Here is a 16,448-nt window from a genome sequence, read left to right as displayed (position 1 = left end):
TCAACCGCCTTTGGAGGTGAACATGGACTGGGTGTTGCAAGTGGTGCAGGCCGGGTGGGACGTGCTCGTGGCCTCGGCGTTGTACATGCTTTTGGGGTTTTTCTTCGCTGGGTTGCTCAAGGCCTTTTTGCCGGACGATCTGGTGGCCAGGCATCTGGGAACTTCGTCGTTCCGGGGTCTGATCAAGGCCGCGGCCGTGGGCGTGCCCATCCCGCTGTGCAGTTGCGGGGTGTTGCCCACTGCCGCGGGCCTGCGTCGTCAGGGTGCTGCCAAGGGGCCTACCGCGGCCTTTCTGATCTCCACGCCCGAGACGGGCGTGGATTCCATGGCCGTAACCTGGGCCCTGCTGGACCCTTTCATGACCGTTATCCGGCCTTTGTCCGCCTTTTTCACGGCCGTGGTAACCGGGACCCTGGTTCAGGCTTTGGATCGGAGCAGAGAACCGTCCGCCTTGCCTTCGGTTGCTCCTTCTCTCAGTTCGTTTCCAACCTCGTCCTTGTCCTCGTCTTCGTGCCTGGGCGGGTCAGGATGCGGTTGCTCTCCGATGCAGCCTCAAAGTCGGACTCTTAACCAACCTTCGGCTGAAGTCTCCCCTCTTTACCGCTTGCGCACGGGCATGGCGTTTGCCTTCGGCGATCTGTTCCGGGACATTGCCCCGTGGTTTCTGTTGGGAGTGCTCGTTGCCGGAGGGATCTCCGTGTGGCTCACGCCGGAAATAGTCTCCAGGTGGCTGGGGAATCCCGTGCTGGCCATGGTGGCCATGCTGGTGATTTCCGTGCCGCTGTACGTCTGCGCCACGGCCTCCACGCCCATTGCCGCGGCCTTGGTGCTCAAGGGCCTGAACCCGGGAGCGGCCCTGGTCTTCCTGCTGGCCGGTCCGGCGGTCAATGCCGCGGCCTTGACCGTGATCGGTAAAATCCTGGGTCGGCGGGCCACGGTGATCTACGTGGCCGGGATCATGTTTTGCACCTTGGGTCTGGGACTGTTGGTGGACTGGGTTTACGGCCAAACTGATTTTATGGTCGGCGTCCTGGGGCATTGGCGCATCGGCGCGGAGGAAGAGGAGGGGAGGCTCGTGGGCGTGGCCTCCGCCGTGATTCTTTTGGCGTTGTTTGCCTGGAGATGGGTGGCGGGAGCTGCGTCTTCGCGAGGGGAACGATGATTCCGCCAGGCGCCGCGTTTTTGCAATCTGTTCAGTGCTTGATTCGCATAGGAGGATGAGGCTATCGGAAGTCCTGGCATCACTCTGTTCAATTTGAAATTCCCCAGCTGACCTTTTCCAGGAGAGACGAAATGAAAAAAAGTCTGATCTCATTGAGCTTCCTGATCCTGTTGACGGGATGTTCCCACTTGAGCGTCAAGCACCTGCCGCGGAATCAACTTGTCCCGAACCAAACCGACGTCATTTCGCTGGACTTCTGGGATTTTCATTATCTGGCTCGGGTGGAGGGCGATCGGTATAGCGTTACCGGAAAGGCCCTGCCGAATACCAGAGTCTGGCCCGGACTGGCTCAGTGGTTTCAGGGCTTGGATTTTTCCGCGTACATCAGTGATGAGCAAGGAATCGTGCTGGCCCGGGATCGCAATTCCTATCTGGTGCGACGGATGGTCCCGGAGGGAGTGGACTTTTCCTTTGCCATCCCCCTCGAAGCCGTTCCCGCGGACACAGAGACGTTCTTGACCTTCGGATACCGCATGACCCTGACGGAAGGCGAATTTCAAGCGGCCCCTCGCCGGGGTGATTCGTTTTCCAGTGATGTGGATGTCTTTTCGGCTCAGCAGGGCCCCGTGCCCAGGTAGCCTTTTTGTACGCCATGTTTTTTCTTGGGAGAGCTGAAACAATGACGGAAATACATCCCATTGGACTGATTCGCAGTCCGTTCAAGGAGTTGAGCGGCATGCCGATTCAGCCCGCCGGAGCGGCGGGGGTGCGGGGAACGGTGGAGATATCGGAGGAATACCAAGCCGGGTTGAAGGACCTGGACGGGTTTTCCCACCTTATTCTGCTGTACCGCTTTCATGGCAGCCAGGGGTTTTCTCTGGAGGTCGTGCCGTTCATGGACACCGTCCCCCGCGGCCTGTTCGCCACCCGGGCGCCCAAGCGGCCCAACTCCATCGGTCTGTCCATCGTGGAACTGGACCGGATCGAAAACGGCGTGCTGCATATCCGGAACGTGGACATCCTCGACGGCACCCCGCTTCTGGACATCAAGCCGTATGTCCCGGAATTCGACTCCCATCCCCAGGCCCGGGCCGGCTGGCTGGAAACGCCGGGGAAGACCGTGGCCGAGCGAAGGTCGGATGGTCGGTTCAAGTAGACGGGGGGGAGGGTATTCAAGCGCCAGCATGGCCAGAGCCACGCCATCCGTTATACAAAGCCTTATACCATTTCTAATTCAAAGCTTCTCTTTCGGTATCGGGGTCGGTATCGGTATCGGCATCGGGGTCGAATTAGGATTATTGGCGAACAACAGTATCGATCCCGATCCCGACGCCGACCCCGATACCTGCATTTTCTCAAGCGAAAAACGCATTGCCGAAGCAGAATTGGTATTATTCCTCCAAAGCCCAGGGACAGGTAATCCGCCAGGGGCAGGAGGGGCAGGTTCCGGGTTGGGTGGTGGGGGAGAACAGGGGGGCTTCCAGGATGTGGCGGCCAATCCATTCCAGGATCGTGGGAAGGCCTTGGTCCTGCCAGTCCAGGAAGCGGTGCCGCAGGTGTTCGACCTCGTCTTTTCTGCCTGGTTTGGTCAGCGGAACGAAGCGCTTTCGAGCCTGCCATTCTCCGAGATGCACGTAGCCGCACAGGGCCGGCGCGGCGTGAAGAAAGAGGTAGCCGGGCAGTTGCGGATCAGGGAGGTGGGTGTTGACCAGGACCAGTCCTTCGTGGGCCGTGACCTCGTCGCCCGGTGAAAGGTCGGTCAATTCGCCCGCCAGTTCGTCCAGGCGATGGATGTCCAACGGGTTGCGTCGGGAAGCGCCGCCGGTCTTGTAGTCCAGAATCATGGGAATGCTCAGCAACGGGTCCATGTCGATCCGATCCAGCCTGCCGCGCAGCACGATTTTCGCGGCGGTTCCGGGCAGGGGACGTTGGACCGGTTGTTCCACGGCCAGGAGGTGGACCGGCTGGTCGGATTGACGCAGGTAGTTGCGCAGCAGTTCTTGCAGCAGCCGGGTCTGGAAGAACCGGGCCGCCGGGGTCAGGGGAGCCTCCCGCAAATGGGCGGGGGCCAGCTCGGCACAGAGGTCGTCGAACCCGGCCAGGAGATCCCCGGGGACCACGGTGGTTCCCACATGGGGCCGGAACAGCCGCTCCAGGATGTCGTGGGCCAGCCAGCCCATGACCGCGGCACCGGGGTCGCTCCGCGGGTCGGGCCGGGGCGGGAAGGCGGCCACCTCTTCCTTGAAGAAGCGCAGCGGGCAACGCAGGTAGGTTTGCAGCGCGGACAGGGACAGACCCCGTTCCAGACGCCGGGCCAGACGTTCGGCCAGGGCCGCCTTTTCCGGCGGACGACCCGGCGACAGGCTCAGGTCCAGGTCCAGGGCCACTCGGGAAACGCTTCCTTGCAGCAGCCTGCCCGCGGCCTTTTCCCGGTCCCAGAGCTCCCGCTCCCAATACCGGCTGGGCATGGTCCGGCCTTCCAGCGGATTGGGGGACATGCCCTGGCGGCTGTAGAGGCGAACCTCCCCGGCCGAGACCATCAAACGCCGCAAATGGAAGTGGATGATCCGCTCCTCGGCATAGCCCGGCGGCAGTCCCAGGGCCGGGCGCAGGGCCTCGGGCAGCAGGGGGTTGGGCGCATTGGTCCGGGGCAGAACCCCTTCCACGCATTCCAGCACGATCACCTTGTCGAAGCACAACAGCCGACTTTCCAGGAGTCCCATCACCTGCCAGGGCGTGAGCGGCTCCCCGCTGAACGGGATGCGCTCCAGGCCGAGGCAATTCCAGAACACGCTCCACAGGGCCGCCGGAGGAAGTGGACGGTCCCGGCTCAGGGTCTGCTCCAGGTTCGGAAGAACTTTGGAATACAGCGCATGGACCGCGTGCATTTCCAGCACCGAGGGAGCCCGTTCCCGCACCTGGAGGGCCTCCAGGAGGCGCAGCAGGAATGCGCGCAGTTCCTCCAGGGTGGTCAGGTCCAAGGCCTCGTGAAAAAGGGCCGCGAATCCGGCCATACTGGATGCCGCGAAGCCCGCAGCATCGGTTTCCGGCTGCCCGCCTTCAAGCTTGCCCGCATATTTGTCCCCGTCTTCGTCCCCGTCTTCGTCCACGACCTCATGCACATCCTCGACGTCCACTGCAACGCACTCCCCAAGCAGTTCCGCCAGAGCCGCTGAATCCAGAAAGGTATGACCTCGTCCCTGGATCAGGCGGCGCAGACGGGCCAACCCTCCGCCGGGCAACAGCCGTCGTACCCAGGGATTCTGCCAGAGGTCCAGGTAGTCCCGGCTGGTCGGTCCCACGCCGGTGAGCCGCCCGTCCCGGGCCATGCGGGTCAGGGTGTGCAGGAGCAGGCCCAGGGCCGAGCGTTCCAGGGGCAGGCCCAGGGTGATGTTCACCTCCTTGTCCGTGGGCAGATGGGCCAGCACGGGCCGCAGCAGGGCAGGATCGGGCAGGATCACGGCCACCCGGTCGTTTTGGTCCCAGGACGCGGCATCCTCGGCCAGACGGCGCAACTCGGAGTGCAGGTCATGAGCCAGGATGAAGGTGGGGGGCAAACCCTGGGCCAAATCCTGGGTCTGGCCTGGCTCAGTCTGGGCGTCGGGCGCGAAATCCCAGTCCAGATCGGCCTTCCAGGCCGCGGCCCAGCGCCGCAAGGGTTCGGGCAGGGGCCGGTCGGCCTGCCACCAGAGTTCCGCTCCGGCCTGGCGCAGGGACTGGACCAGGTCGGCCTCGGTCCGGGTCAGGGCGAACAGGCCGCAGAGGTAGGTCGGGCGGGACTGCTCCTTTGGAAGGAGGCTTGGTTGGATTCGTGCGGCCAAGGTCGCGGGAGTCGCCAGGTTGCGGTCCGCGAGACGCTCGTGGAACGCGGCCTGGACCGCTCCCAGGTCGGCCAGCAGCCGTGCGGCCGTTTCCGGCAGGTCGTCCGGAGGATGGTCCAGGGCCCGGGCCGTGATCCGCTCCCGGTCCAGTTCGTCCAGAACCTGGGCCAAACGCAGGCCCCAGGGGAGAAACCGATGCCAGGGCGTCGACTCCCGTCCGTTTTTCAGATTGATGTCGATTTCGTGCAGCAGCCAGGCCTGGTCCAACGGGGTGGCCACGGCCGGAGGATCGTCCGAGGCCAGGCAGGCTTGGCGCAGAATCCAGTCTTCCAGACTGGAGCAGCGCGGAGGCAGAAAGGGCGCGCCCAGGGATCGGGCCAGGGCCTGATGCAAATAGATGCGCGGTCGACGATGGGGGAAGATGACCTGGATCTTGGCCATGGCCAAGAGGGGGGCGTCGGCGCAGCGGGCCCTGAGGTGGTCATGAAGCAGGGCGATGGGGTCGGCACGCAGGGGCAGGACGCGAATGGGGGGCGGGCCATGATCGTCGGGTGGCTCGGGAGTCAGGGCCTCGAGAGTCAGAGCTTCGGGCAACGCGGAGGTCGGGCATCCCGACGCTTCAGGGGCCGACGTCTCGCCGTGTCGTGGTTGCACGGGCGGGAGCGTGACCACCTCGGCCTGCTCCAGGTTGACCAGGGCGCCGTGGCATTCCCGGCCCAGCAGGTCGGCCAGCAGGCGTTGGTAAGAGCGGACCTGGGCCCGGTCCGCGTCCGGGTCGCCGACGCCCAGCTTGAAGTCCAGCACCCAGGCCGTGCCGTCCGGCAGCAGGACCAATCGGTCCACCCGGACCAGGGCATGCGGCGCGGTGGGGGACGAGCCGTGGGGATGGGCCGGGGCTGGGACGTGGCCCGAAACCTGGGCCGGAATCACGATTTCCTGTTCCGCCAGGGCCAGGGCCGTTTCGGAGAAGAGTTCGACCATCAGGGGATGGGCCAGGGTCCGGACCATGGCCGAGGCCAGCGGGGCCAGGTCCAACCGGGCCGGATGCACGCCCAGCAGGGCGCGGGCCTGACGCAGGCGACGGGTCACCGCGGTCTGACAGGTTTTTCCGGGGGCGATCTCACCGGGCCCGAGCAGGGCCAGGGCCTGATGGGCCACGTCGCCGTGCAGTCGGCGCGAGGTCGCGGCCGGGTCGGTCCAGGACGAGGCGTCCGGAGGGGCCAGCAGCAGATGGGGAAACAGGGGTCTGGGCATTACGTGAATGGGGTGGAATGGTTGGCCGTCAGAGCCCGCAGCCAGTCCGCGGCTCGGGAGCCCTTGGAACTTTTGCCCTCGGGCAGGAACAGGCGAAGGCTCTCCCGGGCCCTGGTCAGGGCCACGTAGAGCAGGTTCAGCTCCTCGGCCATGGAGTGGACTTGCTCCCGGTCCATGATCCGGGCCACCTCGTCGGCCCGGGGCTTGGTCGTGGAGACCAGTCCCGGTCGGCCGTCCTCGGTGGGCAGAAGCAGATGCGCCGGACGGTTTTTTTCGCCATAGCCCAGCAGGGGCAGAAAGACATGGGGAAACTCCAGGCCCTTGGCCTTGTGCACCGTCATCACCCGCACCGCGGCCAGGCCCTCGGGCAGCCCGACCACGCAGGACCCGGCGTTCTCCTCCCAGAATGCCAGAAAGGCGGACAGGGTGGCCTGGCCCTGGGTTTCGGCCTGGAAGGCCGTTTCCAGCAGTTTTTCCACCCAGGCCCACTGGCCCAGGGGCAGTTCGCGCAACCGGAAATGGGCCACGGCGGTCAGCAGCAGTTCATAGGCCCCGGCCAGGCCGGCCAGTTCCCAGAAGGGTTGAAGGTGTCCGGCCCAGAACTCCGGCTGCTCTTTCTGGAGTCGGAGGGAGAGGGGGCGGGCGGCCACGGTGTCCTTGGGCTGGTCGTCGCTTGTCCGGAGCAGCGTGGTTATGTCTGGGACGTCATCGGCACATTCCCGGAAGAGCAGAGGATTGCAACACAGGGCGTACAGCGCGGCGTCGTCGCCGGGGTGGTCCAGCCAGGTCAGCAGGGCCAGCAGGCCGCGCACCGCGGGATGCGCGGAGATGACCAGGCTTTGCTCGGTGATGGTCGGGATATCCGCGGCCAGCAGGGCGGCGGCGCAAGACTTGGCTTCCTTGTTGGTCCGGACCAGAACCGCGATCCCGCCCAGATCGGTGGAGTCCTCGCGTAGAGCCAGGACCTGGGCGGTCAGGGTTTCCAGGGCCAGGGCCGTGTACGCCTCGGTTCCGCCCTCCAGGTCGTCCGTGGGGATGTCGGTGATCCGGACCGCGCCGACGCAGTCCTTCCAGGGGGTCTGGGCCGCTTCGGCGTAAAGGGCCGCCGCCGTGGCGGCCAGCAGGGCCCGGGACTCGTCCTTGTCCTTGGCCGGGATCATGGCCTGGGCCAGATTCGCGCTGGGTTCCGGCTGTTCCAGGGGCGCGAATCGGGCATTGATCCAGTTCACGACCTCCGGGCAGGAGCGGCGATTAAAGGGCAGGACCGTGCGCAGGCGGTTTTCCGGGGCCACGTTGGGCAGCACCGTCGGATCCAGCGGCTCGAAGAACAGCCGCCAGTCCCCGCCGCGCCAGCGGTAGATGGCCTGCTTTACGTCGCCGACGCAGAACAGGCTTCCGCCCTCGGCCAGGGCTTCCAGGGCCAGTTCCCGGAGCACGTCCCATTGCTCCCGGCTGGTGTCCTGGAATTCGTCGATGAGCAGATGATTCCAGCGCAGGCCGAGGATCAAGGCCGCCTCTTGGAGCAGGTCGCCCTGGGCGAGATGCAGGCGGATCAATCGGGTCCACCAGCCTCCGGGCAACAGCCCCTGGGTACGGCCCAGCCGGTCCAGTTCCAGGTTGACCACGTGGTGCAGCCGGGCCAGGGGAGCGGCCGACAGCCTGGCCCGGGTCAGGAGAAAGGCGTTCCTGGTCCGGCGGAGCGCCTGGTAGGCATCCCAGGCCTGGGACAGGTCCGGGTTGGCCCAGGCGGGCTTGTTGAACAGCTCCTCGGGCGCGGTCTTCTCGAAAAAGGCGCATTCCAGGTTGCTGCACGGATTGTCCAAAAGTTCCGCGAGTTTTGGGGCTTTGAACCGGGAGACGTGATTCGACAAACCGACGCGCTCCAAGGTGGTGGCCAGTTCTCGGCATGCTTGCAGGAAATCGGTCCGGGCCAGGCACAGGTCTTCCAGGGAGGTGACGGCCAAGGGTTCAAATATCTGGTTCAGGTCACGAACCACCCCGGTGACCTGCTCTTCCAGCCAGGGCAGGAAGCGCAGCCCCGTGCGCATCTCCTGGCGCAGGTAGACCTGGAAGATGCCTTCCCAGAGCGCGGAGAGGGATTGAGCGGCTTCCGGGTCGTGACCAGCCGCCTCGGCCGGATTTTCGGTGGAGCCCGAGGGTTGGACCGCGGCTTGGTCCCAGTCCGTTCGAGCCAGCAGGCCTTCCAGGACCACTTTGGCCCAGGCCTCGGAATTGAACCCGGCTTCCAGTTCCGGCCAGAGGTCCATGCGCCGGGCCAGGGTCTGGACCAGTTGAAAGTTCAGGCTGTCGATGGTCTTGACCTGAAAGCGCTGGTATTGATCCAGGATTCGTTCCAGCCAGGCCCCGGCGGCTTCCGGGTCGAGTCCGCTCTGGGCGCGGAGCAGTTGGCCGGACGGGGTCTGGAGGGCGATTTCCTTGAGAAAGGCCACGATCCGGGATTTCATTTCCTGGGCCGCGGCCACGGTGAAGGTCAGGGCCAGGATGTGCCCCAGTCCCGCGACGGACGGTTTGCCGGCCCTGGCCAGGAGTTGCAGGAACCGCAGCCCCAGGCTGTAGGTCTTCCCGGCCCCAGCCGAGGCCTGGACCACAAGGACGTGGGGAAACGTCTCGGGAAGGGGGATGTCGGAGTCTCCGGTCATGGCTGGTTTGGATTTGCGGCGACGACGGCTTAGAAGCTGTAGCGCAGGCCGATGGTGTTGGCGTTGTGGCCGCCCTTGAGGTTGCCGAAGGTGCGGAAGGCCCCGGAGCGGTGGTGCAGCCGGTAGAAGATCGTCCACTGCGGGTACTGGGGCAGGGAGAATGCCAGTTCCGGGCCGAGGTAGACCAGCCAGGTCGCGTCGCCGTCCTGGGTCTCCTCCCGGTTCCGCTCAATGCCGATGGAGTTGTGAATCCAGCTCAGGCCGAGGGTGAAGGCCGGTTCGAGGCGCAGGCGATTGAACAGCACGATGCCCCGGTGTCGCAGGGCCGCCCCGGCCCAGATTTCCGCGGACCAGCGACACCCGAACCGCGCGGCAACCCCGACCTCCGGACCCAGGCGCAGGTCGTAGGCCAGGTCGAGCATGTCCCGGGCGTAGGCCAGGGCCACGAGATGGTTTTCCTCAAAGTCCACGGACCAAAAGGTGGCCGTATCCCCCATGCTTTGCGTGGTGTATTTCCCGGCATACAGGCTGATGCGATGCGTGAAGTCCGGCGTGGCGGGGAAGGAATACCAGGCAGGGGAGGGTGGCGTGGGTTCGGCTTCGATGCCGTTTTCGTCCGCAAACAGGCTTGGATTATCAATGCTTGCGTGAGAAATAAGGGGCGAGAACAGCAAGGCAAGGAGAAAAGCGGCCTGGAGAAGGCTCTGGGCGGCAAAGCGTAGTGAAGGGCGGGACACGTTTTTTTTCTCGGCGCGGTTATGGTGAATACGAAGCCGGAGCTTCGGCCGAGCCAAGCCGGCCGTGGGCCATCCTGATATGCCCGATGGAGCGCCAATCCAGGCCCAACAGGCCCGCTCCGACAGCGTCCACGGCCACGGGGTCGAACCCGGCCACCAGCTTGTTCACGGGCGGGGAGCAGGTGGCCCCGCCCAGGTGATATTCGGCCAGGCCGACGCTGGCGTCGATGATCGCCAGGTCCGGGGCGCGGTAGCGGTTCAACTCGTAAATGGAGCGCTGCATGTCCGCGTGCAGGGCCGACTTTTTCCAGGAGCCGCCGCGCTGGTAGTGGCTGGGCGGGAGCAGGCCGAGCATGTTTTTCATGGCCAGGGTGACCTGGGCCAGACTGTGCCGCTTAAGTACGGCCACGGAGATCAGCAGTCCGCTGAACGTCGTCTTTGGCAGATAAATTTGCGGAAAAAAACGGCATTCCGGGTCGGATCGACGGGTCAGACGGGCCTGGTTCAGATCCACCATCTCCAGGTCCAGTTCCTCGGCCAAGGCGGCATAGCCCAGGTCGGCGAAGATTTGGCCGGTATCCAGACAGGCGTCTCCGCAGCCCTCGGCCAGGACGATTCTGGCCTTGGAGTGTCGGCGGACATACTCCACCAAAGCTCGGACCATCTCCGGATGGGTGGTCACGGGAAAGGGCGAGGCGTTGACCAGATTGGGCTTGATGATCACCCGCCTGCGACGCTTGAGCACGTCGGGTGCACCCAGGTTGTCCAGCAGGGTGGCCAGGGTGGTGGAGTAGTCCTGGAATTTGAGAACGAGGCAGGGGAGGTGGCGAGGTTCAGGCATAGCGCGACGTTTTGTTGCGGGTTCGACGGTGGTCGATGATCCAGGCCGCGATGCCCAGGCCCACGGCCACCAGGAGCAGCAGGGCCAGGAATTGGTAGGCCCCGGCGATGCCCGCGGACAAGGCTTCGGGCGGGACCGCGGCGAAGTCCGTGCGCACGGGTTCCAGGGTGGCGGAGACCACGGAGAGGGTAAAGATGGAGCCGATCATCGGTAGGCCGGTGGTCTGACCAAAGACCCGGGAATAGTTCAGCAGCCCGGAGGCCACGCCCAACCGTTCCAGGGGCACCGCGCCCATGATCGCGCTGTTGTTCGGGGCCTGGAACAGCCCGACCCCCAGGCCCACGGGCAGCACCCGCAACACGAAGCCCCACCACGGCGTATCCAGGCTGAGTGTGCTTACGGCCAGGCAGCCGCTGATCAGGATCAGCAGGCCCAGGAGGCTCAACCCCCGTGGCCCGAAGTGGTCGGAAAGGGCACCGGCGAAAGGGGCCACCAGGCCCATGCTCAAGGGAATGGCCATCATCAACAAGCCCACCTCGCTGGGCGGACGGCCTTGGGCGTACTGGAGGAAAAACGGCATGATGAACCCGGCGGACAGGGAAATGAAGACCAGCAGGGACATGACCAGGTTGATGCTGAACAACGGGTTGCGGAAAAGCTTCATGTCGATCATGGGCTGCTGAACGCGGCGCTCCACCAGGATGAAGGCCATCAGCCCAATGGTCGCCACGGCGAGCAGCGACATGCTCATCGGAGCGGAGAAGCCGGTCTTCTGGCCCAGGGTCATGCCCATGGAATAGGCGGCCAGGGTGAGGGCCGCGATGATTGCGCCGGGGATGTCGAAGCGCTGTCCGCCTTGCCTGGGGGGGAGGGCGGGCATGTACTTGGCGATGATCCACTGGGCCGCGATACCCAGGGGCACGTTGATCAGAAAAATCCAGCGCCAGCCGATGAATTCGATGATCAGTCCGCCCAGAGAGGGCCCCAGGGCCAACCCCATGGCCACCGTGGCCCCGATCAGGCCGATGGCCCGGCCCCGTCGAGAGGGCGGCGCGAGTTCCGTGACAATGGCGATGCCCAGAGCCTGGCTCATGGCCGCACCCACGCCTTGCAGAGCCCGGAAAAAGATCAGCCAGCCCACGCTGGGCGCCAGCCCGCAAAGCAAAGAGGCCAGGGTGAACAGCCCCAACCCCAGGCTGAAAATACCCTTTTTGCCGCGCATGTCCCCCAGCCGGGAAACCAGCAGCAGCAAGGAGGCCACCACCAGCACGTAGCTAAGGATGACCCATTGCACCGTGGCGAAGTCCGTGTCCAACTGCTTGGCGAGACTGGGCAGGGCCACGTTGACGATGCTCATGTCCAGGGTGGCCATGAACACCATCATGTTCACCCCGATCATGCTCAAAAACGTATACTTCGGCGGTTCGTGGAAGGAAGGGGCGAAGGGAGCGGCTTGGCCCATGGTGGTTTTTGGGGGGCTGGACATAAAGAGAGCGTCTCTACCAGAGATGCCGCGCAACCTCCAGCGAGTCTATCCCCCTGGCAGGGCGAATCTGTTCTCATCAAAAATCTGATCGCGATCGAAATCGAAATCGGAAAATACTTTATATCATCTCGTTATTATAATAACTTCTTGGATATGGCCTGTTCGATTTCGATCACGATTTCGATTTCGATTTCGATTTCGATACCGACCTTGATAGCGCGTGAGGATCGAGAATAAATCTGCCTGCCTGAAGCTGTCTTCGAACCTGCCTTGATACTGGACAGAATCCATGTCTCGGTTTACATCGTAACCCCTTACGGAGGGATGGCCGAGTGGTTGAAGGCGGCGGTCTTGAAAACCGCTGACGGGGAAACTCGTCCGGGGGTTCAAATCCCTCTCCCTCCGCCAGCACACGATCCGGCGATGTCCGGTAAATACAATAAGCCCTGAGAAATCAGGGCTTATTTGCTTTATGGAGGTACTTGGACGGGCTGGGCAAACCTGTAGCAACAGCCTTGGGGTACCTAAACTGGTACCTGGACAGGCTCCACCTTACGAAAGCCGCTGAGCTGTCCAAGGGATCCAAGAACAATCCTGCGGGAAATATTCTCCAAATAAAAAAGGGTTCCGGTCAATCGACCGGAACCCTTGATTTTGCTTGGTAGCGAGGGAGGGACTTGAACCCCCGACTCTGCGGATATGAGCCGCATGCTCTGACCACCTGAGCTACCTCGCCCTTGGAGGGAGTGCCTCCCGAACAAGAATTTGGTTACATATAGATTTGGGTTTCGTTTGGCAAGTAGTTGTGGCCGAGAAAATTAATTCGCGTCACGGATCAGGTCGATGACCACGACTTCAGGACGTGCGCCGACGCGCAGCGGCGGGCCCCAGGTGCCCGCTCCGGTGGTCACGAAGAGGTGGCTGTCGCTTTGCTGGAAGTGACCGGCGAGATATTTGTGCTGCATTCCGACGAACCAGTGGAATGGAAAAATCTGGCCGCCGTGGGTGTGGCCCGCGACCATCAGGTGGATGCCCAGGGGCGCGGCTTTTTCGTCCCAGGCCCAGGGCCGGTGGGTGAGCAGGATCTGGAAGTGGTCCGGCGAGAGTTCGGGAGTGAGCCGGTCCAGGTGGCGGATCATGAATTCGCGGTCCATGTAGCCCCAAGTCGGATCGTCGATGCCGATCAACTGGATGCCCGTGTCCGGCAGGATCAAGGTCTCGTTGCGCAACAGGCGGATTCCGGCCAGGTTGTGAAAGGTTCGGCTGGTTTGCAAGCCGACGTAGAATTCATGGTTGCCCAGGACGCCGAAAACGCCCAAAGGTGGGGCGAGGCGGGCCATGGCAGAGGCCTTGGGGTTCAGCCACTCCGGATGGTCGTTGATCTGATCCCCGGCCAGCAGCACCAAGTCCGGCTCCAGTTCATCGACGAACCCGACCAGTCGTTCTACCCAAGTCTGCCGGGTCATTACGCCGAAGTGGGTGTCGCTGACCAGCACGATGCGGGTGTCCGCGGTCACCAGAGGCGTGCGGATTTCGATCCGGGGCGTTTCCCACTGCGTGGCCGCGTACAGGCCGTAGAGCACGATGATCGCTGTCAGGGCCAGGATCGCGAGCAATTGGCGCGGGCCGCGGGGGAACCAGCGGGTTTTGGCGGCTGGAGGCAGTCTGAGCAGGCCTTGCAGGACCATACTCAGGATTTGCAACCAGAACAGATAAAAGACCGTCCCCATCCAGACAAAGACCAGCCACCACAGGATGCGCACCAAGGGTTGGGGCCAGGCCGCCGGGATCAGGTAGGCCAGAAACGGGGTCGCGGTCAGGGCCAGGATCGCCGGCAGGCCGATCAGCCATTTCCGAAGTCCGAGGCCGAGCTGAGCGCCCATCCGCGCCCAGACCAGCAGGTGCATGGACAGATAGACCAGGCCCGCGATTTGAAAAAACGTCATCCTTTCTCCTCGTCCACGGTTTTACGGGTATGTTTGACGCTTTTGCGCCGTTTCTTCCGATCCAGTCTGCGTTGTCGCGCCGCCAGGGTCGGCTTGGTGGGACGGCGCGGTCGGGGCGGATGCCAGGATTCGGCGATCAGTTCCGCCAACCGAAGCAAGGCGTCGGTACGGTTGCGTTCCTGGGTGCGATGCCGACGAGCCTCGATGATCAACTCCCCTTCGTCGGTCATCCGCCTGCCTGCTCGAAGGATCAGACGTCGGCGGACATCCTCGGGCAGCAGCGGGGTGGAGTGAACGGCGAAGCGCAGGCGCACCGCCGTGGAAACCTTGTTCACATTCTGCCCGCCCGGTCCGGAACTGCGCAGAAACTCCATCTCCACGTCGGGAGAGCGTTCGAGTTGGTCAGGAGATATTGGGAAAGGAGGCATGGAATTGGTCGAGAAATGATTTTTGTCTGGAAGTCAACGATCGTGGGGAGAGGGGGGCGTCCGGCCTGTTGGTTGAGGTTACCTTTTGAGGGGATGGGGAGCAAGAATAGAGTGTCGAGTATACGAAGCGAAGTTTTTTCAATGGAGTTATGCCGCGTATGGTCGAGGCCGCGCGAGTGATTGCTTGAGTGGGGCGAAGGGGCTATTGTTGCTATCAAGGCGCGAGGCCGGGCCACGAGGCAAGAATGAACTTTGGCTCGTGCGTCGCTTTTGGGAATGCATGCGTGCGGCCTTTGTCGATCTGTCAGGACACTTTTGTGAATGGAGTCAGGGATAATATGGTTTTTATGGCCTCTCAATCCAACCCGCCGATCATCGAGGCCCGCAATCTGCGCAAGCAATTCGGGTCGTTCACTGCCGTGGACGACCTGAGCTTTCACGTGGAGAAAGGAGAGTTTTTCGGGGTGTTGGGGCCCAATGGGGCGGGGAAGACCACGGCTATTCGGATGATCTACGGTTTTTCCCCCTTGACCTCCGGAAGCATGCGGGTTTTCGGGCTGGATATCGGGCAGGGCTGGCGGGAGGTTCGGTCCAGACTGGGGGTCTGCCAGCAGGAGAACACCCTGGACCCGGATCTGACCGTGGAGCAGAACCTGCTGATCTTCGCCGGATATTTTTCGTTGCCCAAGGTTGTGGCCGGACGACGGACCCGTGAACTGCTGGAGTACTTCGCCCTGGAGCACAAAAAACAGGCCAAGGTGGAGCACCTTTCCGGAGGCATGGCCCGGCGGTTGATGCTGGCTCGGGCCCTGATCAACGAGCCGGAGCTGATCATCCTGGACGAGCCGACCACCGGCCTGGACCCGCAGTCCCGGCATCAGGTCTGGGACAAGCTCCGGGAGCTGCGAAGCCGGGGGCTGACCATGCTGCTGACCACGCACTACATGGAGGAGGCGGCCTGGCTGTGCGACCGGTTGATCATCGTGGACCACGGACGGGTGCTGGTGGAGGGGACGCCGCGGGAACTGATCCGGGAGCATGCCGGGGATTCGGTGGCGGAGGTGGAGTCACCTACCGAGGAACTGCGGGCGTTTGTCCGTTCTCACGGTCTGGCCCACGATGATCTTGGAGAGCGAATCATCATCTACAACACCCTCGGGCCGGAGTTGGAACGCCGGTTGCGGGAGGAATTCTGCGCCCAGACCTGTACATTCCGTCAGGGGAGCCTGGAAGACGTGTTCCTGCGCTTGACCGGAAGGGGGTTGCGAGAATGATCCGGACCGGAAGGTATTCGTTGCGGTTGTTGCGTGTCTGGCTGCGTAATCTGGTGGTGTACCGGCGGATCTGGAAGGTCAACTTCCTGGTTCCGCTGCTGGAGCCGCTTTTTTATCTCCTGGCTTTCGGCATCGGGTTCAGCGGACTGGTGGGGGAGGTGTTCTATGCCGGAGAAAGCCTGACCTACGTGGCCTTCATCGCTCCGGCCCTGCTGGCCGTGGCGATCATGTTCAACGCCTTTTACGAGACCACCTTCGCCTCGTTCGTGCGCATGTACTACCAGAAAACCTTCGACGCCATGCTCTCCACGCCGCTGTCCCTGGAGGAGATCATCACCGCGGAGATCCTTTGGGGGGCGACCAAATCAGTCCTGGCCGCCGGGCTGATGCTGATGGTCATCGCCCTGTTCGGGCTGGTTCGTCTGCCCGAGGGGCTATGGATTCTGCCTCTGGCCTTTTTGGGCGGCATGGTCTTTGGCTCGGTAGGCATGTACTTTACCGGGATCACGCCGAGCATCGACATGTTCAACCTGCCGATCTTCCTGTTCGTCACCCCGCTGTTCCTGTTCAGCGGGACGTTCTTTCCGGTGGCCGGGTTGCCGGAATGGGCCCAGGTCGTGGCTTGGCTGTCGCCGCTTTACCACCTGGTGGAACTGTCCAGGCTGGCGACCATGGGCCGGATGGAGAGCAGCGCCGTGATCAGCCTGGGGTACCTGGTTCTGTTCAGCGGGGTGTTTTTCGGGCTGGCGATCCGGGCGATGCGGCGGCGGCTGGTCAAGTAGTGTTTCATCCGGAAACGATGGCGTGTCCGGTGGGAAACGAGGGGGCCGCGAGGTGGG

General features: G+C 63.4%; 12 protein-coding genes and 2 tRNA genes. 6 read left to right on the top strand and 8 right to left on the bottom strand.

Features of this window, described 5'->3' with window-relative positions:
* The first annotated feature begins 22 nt into the window (after positions 1-22).
* The 3 genes from DESLA_RS0107870 (at position 23) to tsaA (ending at position 2,318) form a co-directional block, all read left to right on the top strand.
* On the top strand, positions 23-1,162 hold the full coding sequence (locus tag DESLA_RS0107870; RefSeq protein WP_035261539.1) for an SO_0444 family Cu/Zn efflux transporter: 1,140 nt from the start codon (positions 23-25) through the stop codon (positions 1,160-1,162).
* 131 nt (positions 1,163-1,293) lie between these two features.
* Positions 1,294-1,800: a hypothetical protein gene (locus tag DESLA_RS0107865; RefSeq protein WP_028572030.1), complete on the top strand. Its 507-nt coding sequence runs from the start codon at positions 1,294-1,296 to the stop codon at positions 1,798-1,800.
* A 41-nt stretch (positions 1,801-1,841) separates the two neighbouring features.
* A complete protein-coding gene (gene tsaA / locus DESLA_RS0107860; RefSeq protein ID WP_028572029.1) occupies positions 1,842-2,318 on the top strand; it encodes a tRNA (N6-threonylcarbamoyladenosine(37)-N6)-methyltransferase TrmO in 477 nt (158 codons plus the stop codon).
* 235 nt (positions 2,319-2,553) lie between these two features.
* Here the strand turns inward: tsaA and DESLA_RS0107855 are convergent, their stop codons facing one another.
* The 5 genes from DESLA_RS0107855 to DESLA_RS0107835 are packed head-to-tail and all read right to left on the bottom strand — an operon-like array spanning position 2,554 to position 11,961.
* Positions 2,554-6,237: a PD-(D/E)XK nuclease family protein gene (locus tag DESLA_RS0107855; RefSeq protein WP_028572028.1), complete on the bottom strand. Its 3,684-nt coding sequence runs from the start codon at positions 6,235-6,237 to the stop codon at positions 2,554-2,556.
* Positions 6,237-8,897: a UvrD-helicase domain-containing protein gene (locus DESLA_RS0107850; RefSeq protein WP_028572027.1), complete on the bottom strand. Its 2,661-nt coding sequence runs from the start codon at positions 8,895-8,897 to the stop codon at positions 6,237-6,239. Before DESLA_RS0107850 ends, DESLA_RS0107855 begins: the two co-directional genes overlap by 1 nt.
* Before the next feature lie 29 nt (positions 8,898-8,926).
* Positions 8,927-9,634, bottom strand: a complete 708-nt coding sequence (locus tag DESLA_RS21610) for a hypothetical protein (protein WP_051434492.1) — start codon at positions 9,632-9,634, stop codon at positions 8,927-8,929.
* Positions 9,635-9,653: 19 nt separating this feature from the next.
* Complete coding sequence (locus tag DESLA_RS0107840) at positions 9,654-10,475, bottom strand: DUF362 domain-containing protein (protein WP_028572026.1); 822 nt, start codon at positions 10,473-10,475, stop codon at positions 9,654-9,656.
* Positions 10,468-11,961: an MFS transporter gene (locus DESLA_RS0107835; RefSeq protein ID WP_245590022.1), complete on the bottom strand. Its 1,494-nt coding sequence runs from the start codon at positions 11,959-11,961 to the stop codon at positions 10,468-10,470. The genes DESLA_RS0107840 and DESLA_RS0107835 overlap by 8 nt, the downstream gene beginning before the upstream one ends.
* A gap of 318 nt (positions 11,962-12,279) precedes the next feature.
* On the opposite strand from DESLA_RS0107835, the gene DESLA_RS0107830 reads away from it, so the two are divergent.
* A tRNA-Ser gene (locus DESLA_RS0107830) sits at positions 12,280-12,369 on the top strand.
* 251 nt (positions 12,370-12,620) lie between these two features.
* On the opposite strand, the gene DESLA_RS0107820 is transcribed toward DESLA_RS0107830, so the two are convergent.
* The 3 genes from DESLA_RS0107820 to arfB all read right to left on the bottom strand — a co-directional run bounded on the left by DESLA_RS0107820 (position 12,621) and on the right by arfB (position 14,335).
* Positions 12,621-12,697 (bottom strand) — tRNA-Met (locus DESLA_RS0107820).
* A gap of 82 nt (positions 12,698-12,779) precedes the next feature.
* A complete protein-coding gene (locus DESLA_RS0107815) occupies positions 12,780-13,907 on the bottom strand; it encodes a metallophosphoesterase (protein WP_028572023.1) in 1,128 nt (375 codons plus the stop codon).
* On the bottom strand, positions 13,904-14,335 hold the full coding sequence (arfB, locus tag DESLA_RS19380) for an alternative ribosome rescue aminoacyl-tRNA hydrolase ArfB (RefSeq protein WP_051434491.1): 432 nt from the start codon (positions 14,333-14,335) through the stop codon (positions 13,904-13,906). The genes DESLA_RS0107815 and arfB overlap by 4 nt, the downstream gene beginning before the upstream one ends.
* Positions 14,336-14,682: 347 nt before the next feature.
* Here arfB and DESLA_RS0107805 point away from each other — a divergent pair, with 347 nt between their 5' ends.
* Together DESLA_RS0107805 and DESLA_RS0107800 are read left to right on the top strand one after the other, a co-directional pair.
* Positions 14,683-15,609, top strand: a complete 927-nt coding sequence (locus DESLA_RS0107805) for an ABC transporter ATP-binding protein (protein WP_028572022.1) — start codon at positions 14,683-14,685, stop codon at positions 15,607-15,609.
* Complete coding sequence (locus DESLA_RS0107800; RefSeq protein ID WP_028572021.1) at positions 15,606-16,391, top strand: ABC transporter permease; 786 nt, start codon at positions 15,606-15,608, stop codon at positions 16,389-16,391. Before DESLA_RS0107805 ends, DESLA_RS0107800 begins: the two co-directional genes overlap by 4 nt.
* Positions 16,392-16,448 lie beyond the last annotated feature (57 nt).

Origin of the sequence: Desulfonatronum lacustre DSM 10312 (assembly GCF_000519265.1) — a bacterium.
GTDB lineage: Bacteria > Desulfobacterota > Desulfovibrionia > Desulfovibrionales > Desulfonatronaceae > Desulfonatronum > Desulfonatronum lacustre.
This window is presented reverse-complemented; position numbering and strand designations above follow the sequence as displayed.